Here is a 17462-nt window from a genome sequence, read left to right as displayed (position 1 = left end):
GGTTAGTATGCCTTTTGCCCAATAGGGAGGAAAAAAGTTCACGTGTGCTATGTAATTTTTTTGCGTTGCAAACTTAGACACTTATTGGAACTTGGATTTCTTCACAAACGCCAATATGTTATGGAAAAAAGACATTTTTTCATCAATTCAAACAAAAAGACCAATATCTGCCAAGAAGTCCTTACAATATCCTTTTTTACAGCACATAAAAAAGGCCTTTCAAATCATGATTTGAAAGGCCTTTCTCGACGGTATAATAATAGATTATCCGTATAAGGAATCTTCTATTGCATTCCACAACTGGATTCTCTTTTGTAGCGCAACTTTACTGATCTCTTTCATTTCCGTCCATTTAACCTCATCGTCCTTCGCAAGATCTGTGATCATCTGCATCGCCAACGGTCCATGCTCGTCGCCGTCAAGATCAATATGGCGTTGAAAATAATAAATAAAGCTATCCAGATTGGCTGTAGGAAAGTTTGTTTTAATTTCTTCCAAAATAGAGGTAAACATTCCCGGGATAAGATCTTCGCGTCCAAATGTAAATGCTGCAGCAATTTTATGCACCTCGCCCTCAGCAATCACTTCGAATGTAAAATTCAAAAAGTCTTTGATCCGCTTGTCCAATGTGGTCGTTGCAATGACATCGAATATGTTGCTCGATTTTTTGGCTTGAGCAATAAATTTGTTGACCAGATGAAGGTCGGCACCCATGGCATCCATGGCGTCCAGATACATCTCAAAATGGCTCAAACGGCGGCCATCAATGTATTCATCCGACTCCTCAGCCAATACAATTTCGTTGATTAGATAGCGTGTTGATGGATGCTCACTCGCAAACCAAGGTAAAGTCGTACAGGTCAATTTAATCTGTAAAGCTTTTAGTAAAGACATAAAATCCCATACAGCGTACACATGCCCTTCTGTAAAAGAACGTAGATTCTTGATCGTTTTGATCTTACGATATAAAGGGTGTTGCAATAATACCTCGCGTTCGGCAGCAATGTATTCGTTAATTTCCGCAATTCTATTCATGGCGCAAAAGTATTGTCTTATCTCTATTTTTAAAAGTATTTTCGATGAGATTACAGTAACATGATAAATTTTTCGCCCAGCTATCCGCTTCATAACCAAATCACAGCCAACCACGCGCCTCGCTTTTGACCTCCGTATTCCTGTTGCTAACGCCCATTTACCCTTAAAAACAAAAATATTTTTTATTATAAAAAATAATCTACTATATTTGTAGAGTATTCAGAATTGCATGATGCAATACCAACCGAGTGCAGGCACCGCGGTGGTAAATTAATACGGGTTTCGACCAAAATAAACGTCGCTGAACGATTATTTTCCCCAACAAGATCTGGATACAGTTTATGGTTTAATCCTTTAAATTTTTAAATTGTATGGCTACTACAACAAATCTTTACCAACACTTACTGGAAAAATTCAGTTATTACTCAACAGATGAACTGATACAGCTCAACAATGACACCATTTTGGGACAAGGCTGGGGTTCAGCCAAGGCAACCTTTAGAACAGCTTTGATCAGTACGTTCTCCAAAAGAGGATTGGATCTTTCCAACATCATTTCCAAGGAAGACGGTTTTACCTCGGTGAAGCATGTCCCTGTACGCTTGGAACAGAATGTCCTGATTCCTTTACAGTAATCGTTATCGGCAAAAAAAGGTAGGCCTAGCCTACCCTTTTGTCAATGAGTGATGATATTTTAACGTATGATTGAGTGAATGTGCGGTCTGCCGGGCATCGTCCTGATAGGACGATAAATCTTGGCAGGCTCTGATATCTGCTACATCCACCTTGTTTCTTACTTTGCTGATGACCTGATTTAATTCCGATTTCCAGTTGCCCGGATCGCCAAAATCGTCCACCCAATTTTTGTTGATAAACCTTTTATAGTTCAAAAGCAAAATATACAATTCCTCACCACTACCGGCGCGATTGATTGACGTGCGCCAGTTCTCTAATTTTTCTTTAAAACTCATAACCAGCAATATACAAAAAAATATTTGGATTCCAAAATAGTTGCATTTGAAACGGATAAGGATAACGAGAAATAAAATGATAAAATGATTAAACCTTCGGTGAATTATCTTGGTCATAAAGGAGGGATTCAATATAAATATCATATTATAAAACAGATACATTATGGCCTTTATCCACTTAAAAAATATGCTTGTTATTTCCTTTGCATTGCTATGTATATTGGAGAAAAGTATTGCTCAACAAGGTCGTCACAATAAAAGATCTACGTCTCAGACGACGTTTCGACATGACAGAGAAAACGATTATGTCAACATAGGCAACCGGATCTTCTACAGGGATAAGATGGTCGAAGGTGTCGATGCACGATCTTTCAAAGACCTCGGCAATGCTTATGCAATAGACAACTGGAATGCCTATTATCGTGGCGTTAAGATTAAAGATGTATCGCCACATTCTTTCCAATCACTTGGTTGGGGATATGCCAAAGATAGTTGGAATGCCTATTATCGTGGCGTTAAGATTAAAGATGTCTCTGCGCCCAGCTTTAAAATACTGGATGAAGGATATGCCAAAGACAGTTGGAATGTCTATTATAGAGGCAATCGACTAAAAGATGTATCCGACCAAAGCTTTGTTCTTCTCGGTGATGGATACAGCAAAGATAGCTGGAAAGTCTATTATTTTGGTCAGGAGATAAAAGATGCAACTGCTTTTACATTTAAATATCTGGGCAAAGGTTATGCGAAGGATAGCTGGAATGAATATTATAGAGGAAAAAAATTAGAATAGAAAATAGACCACGGGATTATTCTATTGAATAATTCCAATTTCCTAATCCTTTCGGTATCTCCCAGGATTCGGCTTTGGTCTTGTAATTATTAAAGTGACCTTTTTCCCAAGTGGTAATATGGTAACCTTTACAGAACTTACAATAATAAGCCCTTTTGCAGGCATCTTTACCCATCCTGTGTTTGATACGTTTACCATCCAGTTTGTTTTTCATCCGGGATCTGAACTTAAAGTGAAGCATTGCCCATTGCGCCTCAATTAAAGAAGGAAATCCAACTTTACCAGTAGCTCGGCATTTCCAGGTATTGTCCCTTACTTTTTCCATAATCTATCTATTAAAGTTCATCTATTCAATTTTATTGCTCCTTTTCTATTGGCACCTGCATCATGACCCATTCTCTGATATGTTTTGCAATTTTATCGGATACCTCAAAATTATACCTTCCCTCAAAAGGGATTTTGAGCAGGATACGCAATCGGCCCCGTTTCAGTTGCAGGCAAGCTTGGATCATATCCAAAGGTATAGCCTTATCCCGGTCTATCTTTTGTACAAATCCCTTCGTGCTATTGACAACTTCCTTTAAGCTGCGCTGCTCGCCACAAGTCAGATTTTCGTCCATCGCAGTTCTTAAATAAAGGCTGACTATACCATTTTTATAAGTAAAAATCCCGATATCCTTATAGGATATCTTTTGGGACAAGATTTTATTATTGAGCAGGAATACTTCCTGTTCCAGATCCATGGATCTTAACAGAGCTAAGTCTATTTCATCCATTGCATCCACATCTCTATCTTCCCCTGCTGTTTCCAGGATCTCTTTCAGCTCTTCGATGCCCGGAGAAAGCAGCTCAATCTGCTCCTGGAGATCTATCGTTCTTGATTCCTGCTGCAGGATAGTTTCTTTCTGTTCTAAAATCAATATTTTTTGCCTGTGGTAAACAGCGACGTAGAAATAAACTGTATAGGACATGTTCAGGACCAGAATACCGCTAAATATGACCATTAAAGGAAACAGCAGCCATTCATCCTTCGCCTGTGGATCGGGGCCAATGATCCAGAACAATAAAAGCGTCGGAAGTATGCAGCAAAAAAATAATTGCATACCGGCGCGTTTTTCGGGGTTAACCAGCCAGTTCTGCTTTTTGTCTAATATTACGATAACCAATCGTATATAAAAGAAAATAATCGCTACCATCAATACAAAAAATAGATAGCTATAGGTTACCGGCCAGTCTAAAAGCCATTCCGCCAAGGCGCCCCGATAGCCCAGATACCAACAGAATCCTCCAAAAATGAAAGATGCAATCAACTGCCAGATCCCATCGGGATACTGCACCGTCAATGTTCTATTATCCTGATATCTATTTTTGCTAAAACTTTTCATGTACAGACGACATTTTAATAACGCTATTAAAATTTACATACTTATTTTTGTTATATAAATTTAGCCAATTATTTATTAAACGATGTCCAACTAACTTAAATCAATGCTTTTGCATCGTTTTACGGTTCAAATAATTCCCCTGCTGGATGAAAAATTTAATTCTTTGTTGCTAGAAAATCCTATTTCGCTGTCAAGAAATTAGCCCTCATTGTAAAAAATTGACCTTCATTGAAATGGTTGGGATATTCACTGAAATTTCATGCTATAGTGGGTAAATTTATAGCGTAAAACTTCACTGATTATTAAACCATAAATCATGAGGACGATAAAGAAATTTAGACTGCTATTTAGCCGCAATTATGTATTTATTGCAATTGCTGTACTGATTACCTTATATGGGATTTTCTGGGCCCGGTCACATAGCGAGCGCGTCTATAGCATCGGGGCAATGATCATTCTTATCCCATTTCTGGAAATGCGTGGCCAAGAACGCGTCATGCAGCTTTTCGTTATCTTTTTTGTCTGTATTCAGGTCAGCAGCATAGCACTATTTGACCGCCTTCCCTACCAGCTGCTGATCAGCTCACAACCCTTTTGGACAGCTGTAAAAAAGGGCATACCGACAGCCTTTATCATCTGCGCAATGGCACATCTGTTTTTCTGGAGAAAGACAGACCTTTTCAAACTTTATGGGATCCAATTTCCCATCATGATCATTGCATGTACCTGGTATATCCGTATGCTGCTGATCATGGCTAATTGCCAGCATATCCCAAATGCAAAAGCTGTACGCATACCCGCCATTGTTATCCAGAAATGCCCTGCTTGCTGTGACCTATACGAACTATGGTTTTCGTTCAATTATGAAGGTGAGGAAGAAAAAGTTTCGATTAATGTCAATCCCCAACTACATGAACAGACCAATGAAGGAGATTCACTCATACTTCAGATGCATCCCGGGAGATTTGGCTGGCCATGGTACCATAAGGATATCAAAAGGAGGTATAGATGATCGTAAGTTTACAGAAGCTGACAACGCTCATAGAAGCCTTGGTTTATCTTGATAACAAAGATATTCCAAACCATTTGGGTGAGATCACCGAGGCCTGCAATACTAATTTTGCATTGGCACTACAAGCCCATCGGGAGATTATTCAGGTAAATAATGCACGTCAGGCTATCCAAATCTACCATACTCAATTGTTGCGGCTACACTCTTTGTTGTATAGCTTCTGTAACGTGCGTAAAATTGTGAGTTCTGCAGCGCTATTTGCCTTAGAAGAATTACTTGAGCGAATCGAACAGCTCTTTAAAAAAGATATTGATCCCTGTACGCCGCTGCCAGAGCATTATTATCTGAGGCTGCATGAATATGTATACGAACATATGCCCTATATTCTGGATAAGTTGGCTCAGAAAAGCATACCTAAAGCCTATCTCACCGAGATCCTTTCGGGTATGGACAGCCTATTTGAAAATGGCAAGATTCCCTATATTCAATACCGACATCAGGACTACCTAACCAAAATGATCGAATCACTTTGCCAATTGGCTGAAGACAAGCGCCAGAGTAAAAACTGGCATTACCGCTTTTTGATTCTGATGGTCAATTTCAATTTTAACCACATGGGCTTCTTCAATCGCTGGAAAGAACTTTACAATTCAGACCCATCCTTTATGGATGCCTTGTTACGCTTCCCCAAACACTTCTCCTGTATCCCGGACTTTGCATATGATAGCAACCGTAGGAGCTTGCTCAAGTTGATGCGCGGGTACATGGAGGATGAAAAAATCTCTCCATCAGCAACAATGCAGGATTATCCCCAACAATTTATTCAAAGCAATTTTAATGGCAAAGAGCTCAAACTTTGGATGCATATAATTGTCAAAGCGAATATTATGTGGTCTTCGGAGAAAAAAGAAGTTGCCGAAGTATTTTCCAGGCTTGTCAAAACGCGGGAAGGCACCTTACTTTCGGCACATAGCCTGATCCGAATGGACAAAAGTGCCGAATTTCATACAGCGCTCCGTATCCGCAAGGTATTGAATACGATGCTTGACGAACTGAATAGACAGTTTCCTGAATTAAATAAATAAAACATAAAAATTTAAAAAACAGGGGGTATGCCACCGCTACACCTCCTAAACGTGTTCATTCTACCCATCAAAAACAGTCCTAATTATGCGAAAACTGACCGTTTTACCAAGAATCCTCTGCGGATCTTTTTTTCGCATACTACATCTTCATTACATCCCAGTCGTTATTTAAATCCAATAGAGGCAGGTGCACTTTCCAAATTAACCATTTCGCTACACCTGCGCCGGCCTATTTTCCATACTACCTTTGTTTTACAGCGTACGAGAAAGTAGAAGCTGACGCTCAGGCAGGCCGCTGTACCGTATATGGAGGGGCAGGTACGGCGCCCTGTTTTTGAAACGGCGAAAAATAATAAAACGAGGACAAGAAAAAATAAATACCATGATACAAATAATTAAAGTTATGGAAGGGAATAAAACCAGAGACATGATATACAAGATCATTCGGGCAGCGATGGTGCTTTTTTGGGTCTATGTGGGGATGGAAAAACTCTGGCAGCTAGAGGCATTCAAGATTGCCCTTGAACAGCAACCGGTAATCAGTTATCTGGCTCCCGTGCTTTTTTTGCTGCTTCCGTTTATGGAAATCGGCGTTGGCGTATTGCTGGCCATGCCATCGCAACGCCTAGTTGCCTGGGGGTGGAAAGTTTCGACCTTATTGATTATCGTTTTTAGCATCTATATCGGTCTGGGGGTATTACATGTATACGACAAGAAACCCTGTATGTGTACCAGCTTTCTCAGCAATATTTCCTGGACAACACATTTGATCTTTAATCTCATTATCCTAGGCCTATCAATAATTGGATTGCTATTGCACCGTACAGTGATCAAATGTAGCAAGCGTACTGTGACGGGCAGAACAACAATCGCATTATTCCTGGTAGGCTTTCCGGCAATGGGAGCCATCAGCTACTGGAATATCCACTACACAAAGTCAAAAGATATGTGGTACACACCGGACAGCATTTACGACTACTGGGACCCCAATACCGCCAGCAGCAATATAAAAAGTTTGCTGGCATCCAAATACGATCGGTACACAGGACCGTACCGACAATTATTTACCAAAAGTTTGCAGACCAACAACCTTATTCAACAATTATTGGTTTGCAAGACAGAAAGGAGGGTAGCTACATGCTAACCAAATTTTTAAACAATTATGGCTACATGATATTAGGAGGAGCCATGATTATCGGATTCTCAGCATTTAAAGGTGCTGAGGCTTATGCAGGAAAAAAATTAGATCCTGTGACTATCTACTTCCATGGAAGCACCAGTTCTTCGTCAGATGTGCAAAATCAATCACTTTGGACCGAAACGCCAAATGATGAAGACTGCGGGTCTGGAAATAATGCAGCATGCGCCATGGAGGCTGACGCTTCTGATCTTACGGGTACCCCTGGTTCTCGTTCTTTAAATCCGAGCAGGATTACACTGAATGCGAATGCAGTTGGTTCGCAATTCATTCCGTCAAAAAATACGGCGGCAAGTAATCCTAGTAGCCAACCTATATCTCCAATTAATAAGTTATAGGCTTGGAAATGCAGTTTTAACTATGTTTATACTGCAAGAATGCCCCGGGATAACTTCCGGGGCATTCGATTAAATGTTATAAGGGATTCTGTTCCATCCCAGTCAGAAGAATAATATCTGTCGGCAAGGGTAAAGCATATCGATTTGAATTCGGTGCCAACTCATACTCGGTTCCACTTATATACCGCATCAACTTAATATTATCGCCATCATATTTGTTGTAACGCTTTATATCCATCCATCGCAATCCACGCATGAGCAGCTCTTTACGCCGCTCTTTTTTTATCAACTTGAGGGCGTCCTCTTTATTAAATCCAACGTATGGGATGAAATTCCCCTTTTTAATTCGCTTCATCAGTAAGGTATTCAGGTCATCCAAACCACTTTCGACGTTTCCCAGTCGGATACTGGTCTCTGCCCGTATCAAGAGCATCTCATCAGTAGCCATACCTCCGAATAGGTTAAAAGCTGATGTATAATTACCTTTAAAACTACGGTACCCATTTCTAACTTTAAAAAACAGCATTTTCCGAATATCATTATCCGCATAACTTGCATACAGCATCGTATCCACCAGACCATAACTCGGATGGAGGTTCGGATACGACGTTGTCAACTGGGCATAAAAAACCGTCTCTTTATTCAAACGAGATAAAGGATAAGGCTTCAATAGGTCTGAGGAAGAAAAGTCGTTATAGTCTATTAAGTCTTTCTTAACTTTTAAGACCTTATCCGCATAATAAAATGCGCTATCGTACTTTCCAATAGAGAGATAAGTTCTGCTCAATGCCCCATAGCAGGCTATTTTTGAGGGGCGCATAGGCGATTCAGCGAGATCAGGAAGTAATCCTGCCGCTGTTACCAAATCCCCGATGACCTGGCGGTAACAGGCTGATACCGTACTGCGTTTCGAAGGTACCGACTGGTCCGAGGTCAGCCGCAACACAATTCCCAAATCAGTATCTGAGGTTTGCGGATCCCAGGGCTTGGCAAATATCCACATTCCCTGCAGATACTGATAAGCCCGAAAAAACAGTGCAGCTCCTTTTATCCTATCTTTTTCACTTTTTACCCCTTCAATCTTTGGCAATGCATCCAGCACCACGTTAACCTGATAAACAGGGACGTACATCAACGCCCAATCATCGGGATAATTGTAGGGAAAACCTACCCAAGTATAAAATCCTCGGGACTGATCATCCACCGCATTAAATTCCTTTTCAGTAAAGAAATAGTCATCCGAATGAATATCACCAAACACAGGAACATTCATGTTCATATCAATCGAATTATCCAAAATTCCTTGTAGGCTTTCAAGTGTATTTGGACTTTGAAGCGAAAAGTTTGATTTCTCTTCTAAAAACTTACTACATGACATTAAAGAAAACAAGAGCGGCAAAACGGCCAACATCTTGATTAGGTTATCATTTATATTCATGATTTTTTTATTTAAAAATTGACATTAAGCCCTAGGGAATAAGTAGGATTAGGTGTTAACCGCCCAGAAAAATCAGGATCAACATCTTCTTTATTACTTTTCCAGATCAATCCCAAATTACTGGCATTGAGAAACAAGCGGGTATTTAACTTTTTACTGCCCAACTGCCACAGATTCCGCCACGAGAGATTGACATATTCCAAACGAGCATGATCGCCTTTCAGCACATTAACTGTGCTTCCCTGATAAAAAGCATCGCGATTGGCATCAATGGGATACTTTACCCGAGGCACCTGTGTGTATTTTTCGTCCCCTGCAGACTGCCATCTCCTATCGTAATCTGAATACGCTTTACCATATGTATAGAAGTTGCCACTGTTGGTTGCTTCCTTACGGAAATAATAATTCGCTTTAAAGGAAAGGTTAAATGATAGTTCAAAATTCCTATAGGAAAACGTATTGATCAAATTTCCAAATAACTGTGGGACAGAAGAGCCTACAAATACAATTGTCTGACTATCGCCTATTTCCCCTACTGTTGAATTTCTGATTTTTTGATAATCGGTCGACAGCTCACCCACCAAGAACCCTTGTGGATCGCCGTGTTCGTTCAGGCCACCCCAATTAAATGCAGCGATGGAATTGAGCGGTCTACCAACTATTGGTATAATACTAGCGCCATTTCCCACTAAATTGATCAGACCAAACTGCCTATTGTAATATTCCAGCACTTTATTTTTGTTCAAGCTTAAAAGCACGGCAGGCCGCCAGCTGAAATTCGGAGTCCTGATCGCTTCGGCAGTCAAGTTCAACTCCGCACCCTGGCTTCTTATCGACGCATTATTTTTCACGGTGGTATTGGCCTTTCCAAACACGGTGTAATCGATCAATGAATTGCCATAGAGGTCTGTGCTCTTTTTCACATAATAATCAAAGCTTCCCGTTATTCTACTTTTAAACAGTCCAAACCGCAATCCCAAATTTAATGTCCGCACCTTTTCCCATCTCAACGATGGATCATTCAACGTACTGATCACAAAAGCAGGATAATTGGTATACCGTCCGCTGGTTGTTTCAGTGACAGGAAGGGGTGTTCGCGAAGGATCGATATTACCACTGTAGCCATAAGTAGCTCTGAGCTGCAGATCATTCACCGCTTTCCAGTCAGCAAACTTTTCCTTGCTCAGCTGCCAGCTCGCACCCACTGACCAGAAAGGATTATACTTATCATTGGTATTTACACCAAAAACATTGGCTCCATCCTTACGAATACTGGCGGAGAGCCCATAGCGCTGTTTATATAAATAGGCCACATTTGCATAGTGAGATACAAAACGATTCACGGATTTCATCAGAGAAACATTTCCCTGGATGGAGGAAAATCCTCCAGCAGGCAGTGTCGGATAAAAGTTGGCGTAATCTACTACTTTCGTACGTATCGGATCAGCGCTATAACCATAGGAAATACTTGTTGCACCTTTTGATAATACTTCTCTTATTTCAGCTCCTAAAATCGCATTGATATGATGAACTCCGAACGATCGGTCAAAATTGAGCTGCCCCCTCCATGTATACGAACTGACATCCCCATTGTTAAGGTCATAGATTCCACCCATAGGAACCGGATGTGCGACCGAGCCCGACTGTGGGTCAATACTTGAAAAAATATTAATCAAATTCCGAGCATAATAACTATCTACCTGTGCGATCCTTTCCGTTGCTTTACGCTGGGTCTGATATTGGTAAGATAGATTCGCTGACAGATAAGGCCTTATATTATATTTAGCCTGCACAATAGCATACAGTTCATTTTTCCGTGTTGTCGTGCGATCAAGCTCATAGTCATGCAATGGATAATAATTCCAGTCCAGCAGCTTGTCCCCATAAAGTTGATCGAGGTAATTGCCTCGATACCCTGTATTAAAAGGCAATGCTTCACCCTCAGCATTCCTAAATTCGAAAAATGGCACATACTTTCCGCCGTATTTAAATAGGTCAAATGCGGGTGTGCCGCTGCGCTGCTTCTGCGTGAGGAAATTTACGTTGAGATTCAGCTCAAATTTATCATTCCAGTGAAATGAATTGTTCAGATAAAGATTGATCTTATTGTCTTTAGCCTTATTTTCGGAAAGATCCAGCGTATTGCCGACCCCAAAATTATATCGTATTAGGTCAGAAGCCCCCGAGATATTTGCAAAAGACTGCTGTAAAAATGGAGTCTTTAGAAAAGCATTCCTATAAGCAGCTTTACCATCCATTGTCAGTAGTTTGGCAATCATCACTGTAGAGTCCTGCGCCGAAATCAGCCCCTTGCGACGGGCCAGAAAAATTTCAGCTGCAGGCGTTAGGGCGAGGTATGGACTCTGCTCGATCTTCCCGTCATAGTAGCCCGCATTGAAAAGCTCCTGTTCGGCCTGGATATAGTCCAAATTAGCTGGCTGATATAACTTATTATAATCCGTTATCCGTTTAGTCGTGATGGTATGCGAAATACTGACACTTGTCTTTTGCGATTTATTGGCAGCATTGATACTGGTTAGTACAATGACACCATTACCCGCACGGGCACCCCATATTGACGTGGCTGCGGCATCCTTGAGCACAGTAACAGAAGCAATACTATTGGGATCGATGTTATCGATATCTCCTTCATAAATAAAGCCATCAAGTACGATCAAGGGGTCTTTAGAAGCCTCAATGGTGCTAAGTCCCCGAATCGAGATATTAAGCCTTTCATTGCGGTTCGGCTGAAATTCGAACGTCCCCTTTCGGAATCCTGGGGTCAGATTATTCAGTCGGTCAAGAATGTTAATCCCCACCTGTTGGTCAAGTGTCTTTTTATCCAAGACCTGAAAAGAGCCTGTCATTTCGTTGGGACGGAGTTGCTGGTAGCCTGAGCTGACCATCACTTCATCCAATACATTAGCTACAGGCACCAACATAACCGTCAGGCTTGAAGTTCCAGATCTATATAAAATTGTTTTCGTATGATAGCCAATGTGGCTAACCAATACACTGTCACCATGATTTGCACTGATCAAAAACCGACCTTCATGGTCGGATTTTGTTTTGCTATTGCCCCGTAAAATGATAATCGAGGCAGCTTCAATAGGCTTTTTATTTTCGCTATTGATTACCCTACCCGCTATCTTAGACATAAGATCCTGTCCAATAGCGAAGTTTGCTACCCCTGAAATGATCAGGAATAACAGCATTAATAAAAATGTTTTCATGCCTATATCCCCCTATCTGCTGAGAAATAGACATATTCCACTTCCTGCGGCACTATGGTGATCTTTGCACCAAGCTGCTCTAACAACTGCAAAAGCTGTGCATCTGTATAATCCAATAAATCTGTCGGTAGATCGAAATCGACATTTATCGTTTCAATATTGCCAAGCAAGACAGGTTTATTCAACAACCAAGAGAGCACATGAAAGCTATTGCGGAGCGGCAAATTCTGAAAAAACTTCTTGTTATTCAAGGCATCAAGCGCTTCAAGAGGTATTTGGCCCTTCGTTTTGAATTGTGAGACTTTAGGCGTAGAGTCAATACGCAACACGTCGATCACTTCTTTCCTGATTTCCCATCTGACGCCAAAATTGTCCTGAATATCATGGATCATTTTCCGGTACGGGTCAAAATCTAAGCGATCCTTTGGGTAACGCAAAAAGTAGCAATATTCATCCATGTAGCGCTGAGGAGTCTTGAGTTTCCTACGGATTTCTTTCCCCACATTGTTATCAAATACCCAGAGGTTACGGTCTATACGATGTCCTGATTCGCTGAGATATTCATAAATGCGTATGGCCACTGATGTATTAAGAAATGTAAATTCCTTTTCCTTCCCCCTTTCCTTTATCTGCACCCCCATTTCCCGAATCCCCTCTCTACGTTTGCTCAGGTAAGAGGAGAATAATTTGAGCGTATCCGTAGATACACTATCTTGGACTTTATACTTAAAATCGTCCTTCATATAGAAATTCGCTTTCGTGCCATCCAAAATCTGGCGGACATTGGACTCCTGAAGCTCGGTTGTGTACGTAATTGCTTTGACGACACGGTCGTTTCCGATCCACACGACATGCGGTATCCCACGATGCGGAAATAGAGCAATGAATACAGTATCTCCGATGAGATACGGAAACTGAACATTGAGCTGATAAGAATCTTTATATTTTTTGAGCACCTTGTCTATTCGTGCCTGATCGTCGCGCGTTCGTTTGCAGTTGACCAGCAGCACGTCAAAATCGCTTTTGAAAGTGGCCTTCAACTGATCCAATTTAGGAAAGCTTTCGAGGCAATTGGTACACCAAGTAGCCCAAAAATCTACAATAATCAGTTTATTATCTTTATAATCACTAAGAGAAATTGTTGACCGACCTTTGCTATCGTTAAAAACAGGCATTTCGAGATTCCACAAGCTCTCAGGAATGGTATCCCCTATTGCAAGCGCTTTGATCTCGGATAGCCCATCGGCCCCGCTGTCCTTGCGGGGCGTCTGAGCCGATAAACTAAACATATGAAACATAAGAGCTAATGCGGCAAGAGCTCTTATGTTCTTCAAGACCATGCGATATGCGCACTTATAACCTTCAGTAAATGAAAAGCATTTTAAAACCCGCAGAGCAACAAAATACATCAAAACAAGCAAAGTATTAGCTCGATACATTAAGACCCCACAGATCGAATTAAAACACCTTAAAACAGATCGTTCAGATTTTACTTCATAAGTCAATCTAGCATTTCCGACCTGCTGAAAATCTTCGACCATCTTTTGAGCAATTCCAGCCGAATTTTTAGATTTCATCGGATTTTCATCGAGTCCGCATCGGGTTTTTATCGGTGTAGCCCGATGAGATCCCGATGAAAACTCGATGCCGATAGCATGAAAGGCAGAAGCTGGGGCGAAGTTGATCAGGCGAAAGTCCGAAGAAGGTGATACCTCTCCCCTTTGTCGGGTAGCCTTCGGCTCAGCTTCGAGACTTCTTCGGGACATGTTCGAGACATGTTCGGCACCGCTTCGACTGGGCTTCGGCAGGCCTTCGACTACGCTTCGACTCGTACCCGAAGCGCAGTCGAACAACAGTCGAATCGTTCCCGAAGAAGAGGCGACGTTGGTACGACGCAGTGTCGAATGATCCTCAAACAAAACCCGAAGGCTGCTCGAAGAATCTGCTTTTTTTATTCGGTTTTGAGCGCTAATTTTACAGCGCTTTTTTAGCAGGATCGAAGTACCTTTAAAGTACATTTTTCCTTGTCTAATTTTCTTACGCAAATTTTGCGTAATTAGTACTATATCTGTGCTTAAGTAGTGCTTCACAGGTATTTGAAATATATAAGTTATATAGCCCTTAAAAAAGGCTAGTAATTGTAGGATATTCATAATTTTTTTGTTGGCGGTTATTTCGATAACCTACTGAAAAACTCAGCGACTTTCTTGCTCAATTCTAGATCTTTTCCGATGCGCTCTTCAGCTTCTGCTGACAGCTGCATTTTACGCAGGTCTATATGGCGATAATTGGCGACATTGTAGGCGATCAATACGCGATACAATGCAGTTGCAAATTCCTGCATTTCCTCATCTTTCAGGAGCCTATTCTCTCCTGAGCCACCATCAAGATACGTGCTCAATAGTTGCAGTATATTAGCAGAAACAGTCTCTAGCGCATAGTGATTCCAGAATGCTTCAATCTCCTTTATAGGGTTGTAATCGACCTTATGAACATCATAAATCATCCAGTCAAAAGCAAATTGTAGCGCTAAAATCCTTTTCATTTTTCAGTAAATCATCTGTAACCGAAAGTACATAGCATCCCCTCTCCGATCGAAATCAGCTTTTTATTGGGAGCCTGATGTCACTCAGTTCACATTTGTAATAATTAATTCATTCTGGAAGCCAGAGCGCGTTTGAATGAGGGGTCACAAGGTGTATAATATTGGCGTTACGCACTCCATGGCAAGAGAAGCCAAATCTTATTTGGCCAAACCAGCCGAGCTACTCGGGGGCAGTGATGATGTTTTTTGCTCTTTGCTTTTTGTTCATAACTCTTTTATTGGTAACGAGTCTTGTCGGTAGGTCGCCTAATGATAAATGTGGGACTGCACACCGTACCTGAAATAAAGTTTCTGACGCCTTACACACCACGGATTTACAGCAGTACCCACATCTATCTGTTATGCAAATATAGCATAAAAGTATAGACATGGGTGTTTAATCTGCTGTCTTGCGGTGTGGCGTCAGAAAATACAGGCACAAGACTCTTTGATTTAAACACCTAAACTATAGATGACTGATCTAATATTTTAATAAAACAAAGATAGTAAAGTGGTTTTAAAAAATCAAATTATTACATATAAACATGATACATATTTTTCTTTACCAACTTGGAAAATGGCAAAATCAGTTTTTATCTTTCCCATACAACTCTTCAGTATTAATGCTGTTAGACGTATAAGAATTCATTTCAATTTATCTGCTAGCCAGCTATCCAAAGGCATTGGAAAAAGTTCCAACTATATTGGGACAATGGAAAATGAACAGAATGAAGGAAGCTATAGTGACGAAGTTTTATCAGATATAATACTTTATATCAATAAATTTATCAGTGAAAATCCTAGCTTAGAACTAGAGTTTAAAGGGAAAAATCATTATACAATTTATGATTTATATCCTTCAGAAGTAGTAAGCAACGAAAAAGTAGCTAAAAAGGTCGATGCTATTCCTCCTGGATCTGGCCCAACTATTACTTTAAATGCCGTAATAGAAGCGACAGATTTTTTTAAAACTTCTCATACGTTAAAAGAAATTGTTGAAGAGTGTAATAGAGTTCAGAACAAGAATTGGGTTTCTCAAGATTTTACTCAGCCTTTGGAAAATGCAGTGAAAGGTAAAAATAAAAGACTCAAAGTAGTGCTTAAAGGCGACTTTAATACATACATCCTTATCGGTAAGCAAAAAAAGGATTAGTATATTTGCGGTGAAAGAAATGGCCAATTTTATGCTAGTTGATCTCAAATTTGAAATAATTAATATTACTGCCATGCCACGAATAGAGGTCGAAAAAATGCTAAATGTATTTCTTTTGAGGAAGAAAAAAGGTTATAGTCAATTCGAGCTTTCTTTTCTCATGGGTCAACGCGACTTTTATGTTCGTGACGCTGAAGATCCCACTCATACCTTAATTTACTCCATACCATTTAATAATATATTTCGTGAGATTTTCGATTGTAGCATAGAGCAAATAGTGCCCGATATCACTAACTCAGGATTTACAATCCAAATATCTGTAGCAAAGAGTGAATCTGACTTGGCTGTTTATAAAGCTGAAAAAATCCTCAAAGATGGCAGTATAGAACTTGTCGCTATCTTATCTGCTGAACCAAAAGATTTATTACTGGAATCCCCAAATATAGTTACAGAACAATCAGTTAAAGAATGGGTATTACAACAAATCTCCTCAGGATATTTTAGCGAACCTAAAAATGCCTTACAGATTCTCAAAGATTGTGAGAAAGAATTCGAGTCTCCAGTACGCCCATTATTTCTTGCAAATGCGCTAAAAGCTTGCAATGGAACAAAAGGAACCCCTAAGTTAACGAACAAGAAAAATGAGAATGGGAGGTTTGTTTATGGAATGAGTAAAATAGCTATTATTAAAAATATTGAATAATAATGGAATTCATTTATACAGACCAACAAGTACAAGATGTATCAGACTATCTTCAACTTTACATGAAGAAAAATAACATACCATTTCTAACAGCAGATGAATGTGCGCAAGCTTTATCTGATGCTAGTATTCTAACTAATACAAAAGGACCTAAACCGGGGTTCAATTTTCGAGAAATGCTTAGACAATGCCGAGATGGTGTTCTTAATATTCAGGTATGTGGTGCATACCAAAAGAAACCTGGGGCAAGATGGAAGATAAGTTATGTAGGTAACCACCAACAGAACTGACGTATAAAATGACAACTTCCTGCCCGCTTTGTGAAGGTGATTATATAATATTTGTATTTTTCTAGACATCCACATTGAAATGAATGCTTAAAAAGATTGCATATACCGGAGCATGCTGGTTCTTCCGCACTTTTGGTGGTAATACCATCATATTTGTCTTCAATTAGCGTTCATATTTTAATGAATGCATCAAAACTTGTTTTTTCGGACGATGGTGATAACTTTAGGATTATATCAGTAGATAACC

At 40.2% G+C, this 17462-nt stretch carries 17 protein-coding genes and 1 riboswitch; of the genes, 9 read left to right on the top strand and 8 right to left on the bottom strand.

What is annotated here, in order from left to right; genetic code table 11:
• Nucleotides 1–264: 264 nt before the first annotated feature.
• Nucleotides 265–1035: a DUF3050 domain-containing protein gene (locus tag B4Z90_RS00085; protein WP_070567045.1), complete on the bottom strand. Its 771-nt coding sequence runs from the start codon at nt 1033–1035 to the stop codon at nt 265–267.
• A 210-nt stretch (nt 1036–1245) separates the two neighbouring features.
• A riboswitch (SAM-I-IV-variant riboswitch) is annotated at nt 1246–1339 on the top strand.
• Nucleotides 1340–1406: 67 nt separating this feature from the next.
• Here B4Z90_RS00085 and B4Z90_RS00080 point away from each other — a divergent pair.
• A complete protein-coding gene (locus tag B4Z90_RS00080; protein ID WP_070567048.1) occupies nt 1407–1670 on the top strand; it encodes a 5-oxoprolinase in 264 nt (87 codons plus the stop codon).
• A gap of 30 nt (nt 1671–1700) precedes the next feature.
• Here B4Z90_RS00080 and B4Z90_RS00075 read toward each other — a convergent pair whose 3' ends face one another.
• Nucleotides 1701–2006 carry a hypothetical protein gene (locus B4Z90_RS00075; protein ID WP_075993880.1) on the bottom strand — a complete coding sequence of 102 codons (306 nt, stop codon included), beginning with the start codon at nt 2004–2006 and terminating at the stop codon, nt 1701–1703.
• A gap of 163 nt (nt 2007–2169) precedes the next feature.
• On the opposite strand from B4Z90_RS00075, the gene B4Z90_RS00070 reads away from it, so the two are divergent.
• Nucleotides 2170–2796 carry a DKNYY domain-containing protein gene (locus tag B4Z90_RS00070; RefSeq protein WP_115049991.1) on the top strand — a complete coding sequence of 209 codons (627 nt, stop codon included), beginning with the start codon at nt 2170–2172 and terminating at the stop codon, nt 2794–2796.
• Nucleotides 2797–2812: 16 nt separating this feature from the next.
• On the opposite strand, the gene B4Z90_RS00065 is transcribed toward B4Z90_RS00070, so the two are convergent.
• Entirely contained in the window at nt 2813–3121 is a 309-nt protein-coding gene (locus tag B4Z90_RS00065) for a hypothetical protein (protein WP_070567057.1), read from the bottom strand.
• A 31-nt stretch (nt 3122–3152) separates the two neighbouring features.
• The gene (locus B4Z90_RS00060) at nt 3153–4181 is read right to left on the bottom strand and encodes a hypothetical protein (protein ID WP_070567060.1); all 1029 of its coding nucleotides are present in this window, start codon (nt 4179–4181) and stop codon (nt 3153–3155) included.
• A gap of 316 nt (nt 4182–4497) precedes the next feature.
• Here B4Z90_RS00060 and B4Z90_RS00055 point away from each other — a divergent pair, with 316 nt between their 5' ends.
• The 4 genes from B4Z90_RS00055 to B4Z90_RS00040 all read left to right on the top strand — a co-directional run bounded on the left by B4Z90_RS00055 (nt 4498) and on the right by B4Z90_RS00040 (nt 7814).
• Nucleotides 4498–5193: a hypothetical protein gene (locus B4Z90_RS00055; protein ID WP_145329640.1), complete on the top strand. Its 696-nt coding sequence runs from the start codon at nt 4498–4500 to the stop codon at nt 5191–5193.
• Nucleotides 5190–6278 carry a hypothetical protein gene (locus B4Z90_RS00050; protein ID WP_070567065.1) on the top strand — a complete coding sequence of 363 codons (1089 nt, stop codon included), beginning with the start codon at nt 5190–5192 and terminating at the stop codon, nt 6276–6278. The genes B4Z90_RS00055 and B4Z90_RS00050 overlap by 4 nt, the downstream gene beginning before the upstream one ends.
• Nucleotides 6279–6660: 382 nt before the next feature.
• The gene (locus tag B4Z90_RS00045) at nt 6661–7422 is read left to right on the top strand and encodes a MauE/DoxX family redox-associated membrane protein (RefSeq protein ID WP_139145022.1); all 762 of its coding nucleotides are present in this window, start codon (nt 6661–6663) and stop codon (nt 7420–7422) included.
• Between the two features lie 26 nt (nt 7423–7448).
• Nucleotides 7449–7814, top strand: a complete 366-nt coding sequence (locus tag B4Z90_RS00040) for a hypothetical protein (RefSeq protein WP_139145023.1) — start codon at nt 7449–7451, stop codon at nt 7812–7814.
• 76 nt (nt 7815–7890) lie between these two features.
• Here B4Z90_RS00040 and B4Z90_RS00035 read toward each other — a convergent pair whose 3' ends face one another.
• The 4 genes from B4Z90_RS00035 to B4Z90_RS00020 all read right to left on the bottom strand — a co-directional run bounded on the left by B4Z90_RS00035 (nt 7891) and on the right by B4Z90_RS00020 (nt 15030).
• Entirely contained in the window at nt 7891–9252 is a 1362-nt protein-coding gene (locus B4Z90_RS00035) for a RagB/SusD family nutrient uptake outer membrane protein (protein ID WP_070567074.1), read from the bottom strand.
• A gap of 11 nt (nt 9253–9263) precedes the next feature.
• The gene (locus B4Z90_RS00030) at nt 9264–12485 is read right to left on the bottom strand and encodes a SusC/RagA family TonB-linked outer membrane protein (RefSeq protein ID WP_070567077.1); all 3222 of its coding nucleotides are present in this window, start codon (nt 12483–12485) and stop codon (nt 9264–9266) included.
• Nucleotides 12486–12487: 2 nt separating this feature from the next.
• Complete coding sequence (locus B4Z90_RS00025; RefSeq protein WP_286801152.1) at nt 12488–14503, bottom strand: TlpA family protein disulfide reductase; 2016 nt, start codon at nt 14501–14503, stop codon at nt 12488–12490.
• A 152-nt stretch (nt 14504–14655) separates the two neighbouring features.
• The gene (locus tag B4Z90_RS00020; protein WP_159333227.1) at nt 14656–15030 is read right to left on the bottom strand and encodes a hypothetical protein; all 375 of its coding nucleotides are present in this window, start codon (nt 15028–15030) and stop codon (nt 14656–14658) included.
• A gap of 616 nt (nt 15031–15646) precedes the next feature.
• Between B4Z90_RS00020 and B4Z90_RS00015 the strand changes: the two genes are divergently transcribed.
• Genes B4Z90_RS00015 through B4Z90_RS00005 form a run of 3 tightly spaced genes read left to right on the top strand, consistent with a single transcriptional unit; the run spans nt 15647 to nt 17215 of the window.
• The gene (locus B4Z90_RS00015) at nt 15647–16222 is read left to right on the top strand and encodes a hypothetical protein (protein WP_159333228.1); all 576 of its coding nucleotides are present in this window, start codon (nt 15647–15649) and stop codon (nt 16220–16222) included.
• A gap of 19 nt (nt 16223–16241) precedes the next feature.
• Complete coding sequence (locus B4Z90_RS00010; RefSeq protein WP_286801149.1) at nt 16242–16925, top strand: hypothetical protein; 684 nt, start codon at nt 16242–16244, stop codon at nt 16923–16925.
• Between the two features lie 2 nt (nt 16926–16927).
• Complete coding sequence (locus B4Z90_RS00005) at nt 16928–17215, top strand: hypothetical protein (protein WP_145331509.1); 288 nt, start codon at nt 16928–16930, stop codon at nt 17213–17215.
• The last annotated feature ends 247 nt before the right edge of the window (nt 17216–17462 follow it).

It is taken from the genome of Sphingobacterium sp. UBA5639 (genome assembly GCF_002421245.1).
GTDB classification, from domain to species: Bacteria; Bacteroidota; Bacteroidia; order Sphingobacteriales; family Sphingobacteriaceae; genus Sphingobacterium; species Sphingobacterium multivorum.
The sequence above is the reverse complement of the archived record's forward strand: the minus strand, read 5'-3'. Positions and strand labels throughout refer to the sequence as shown.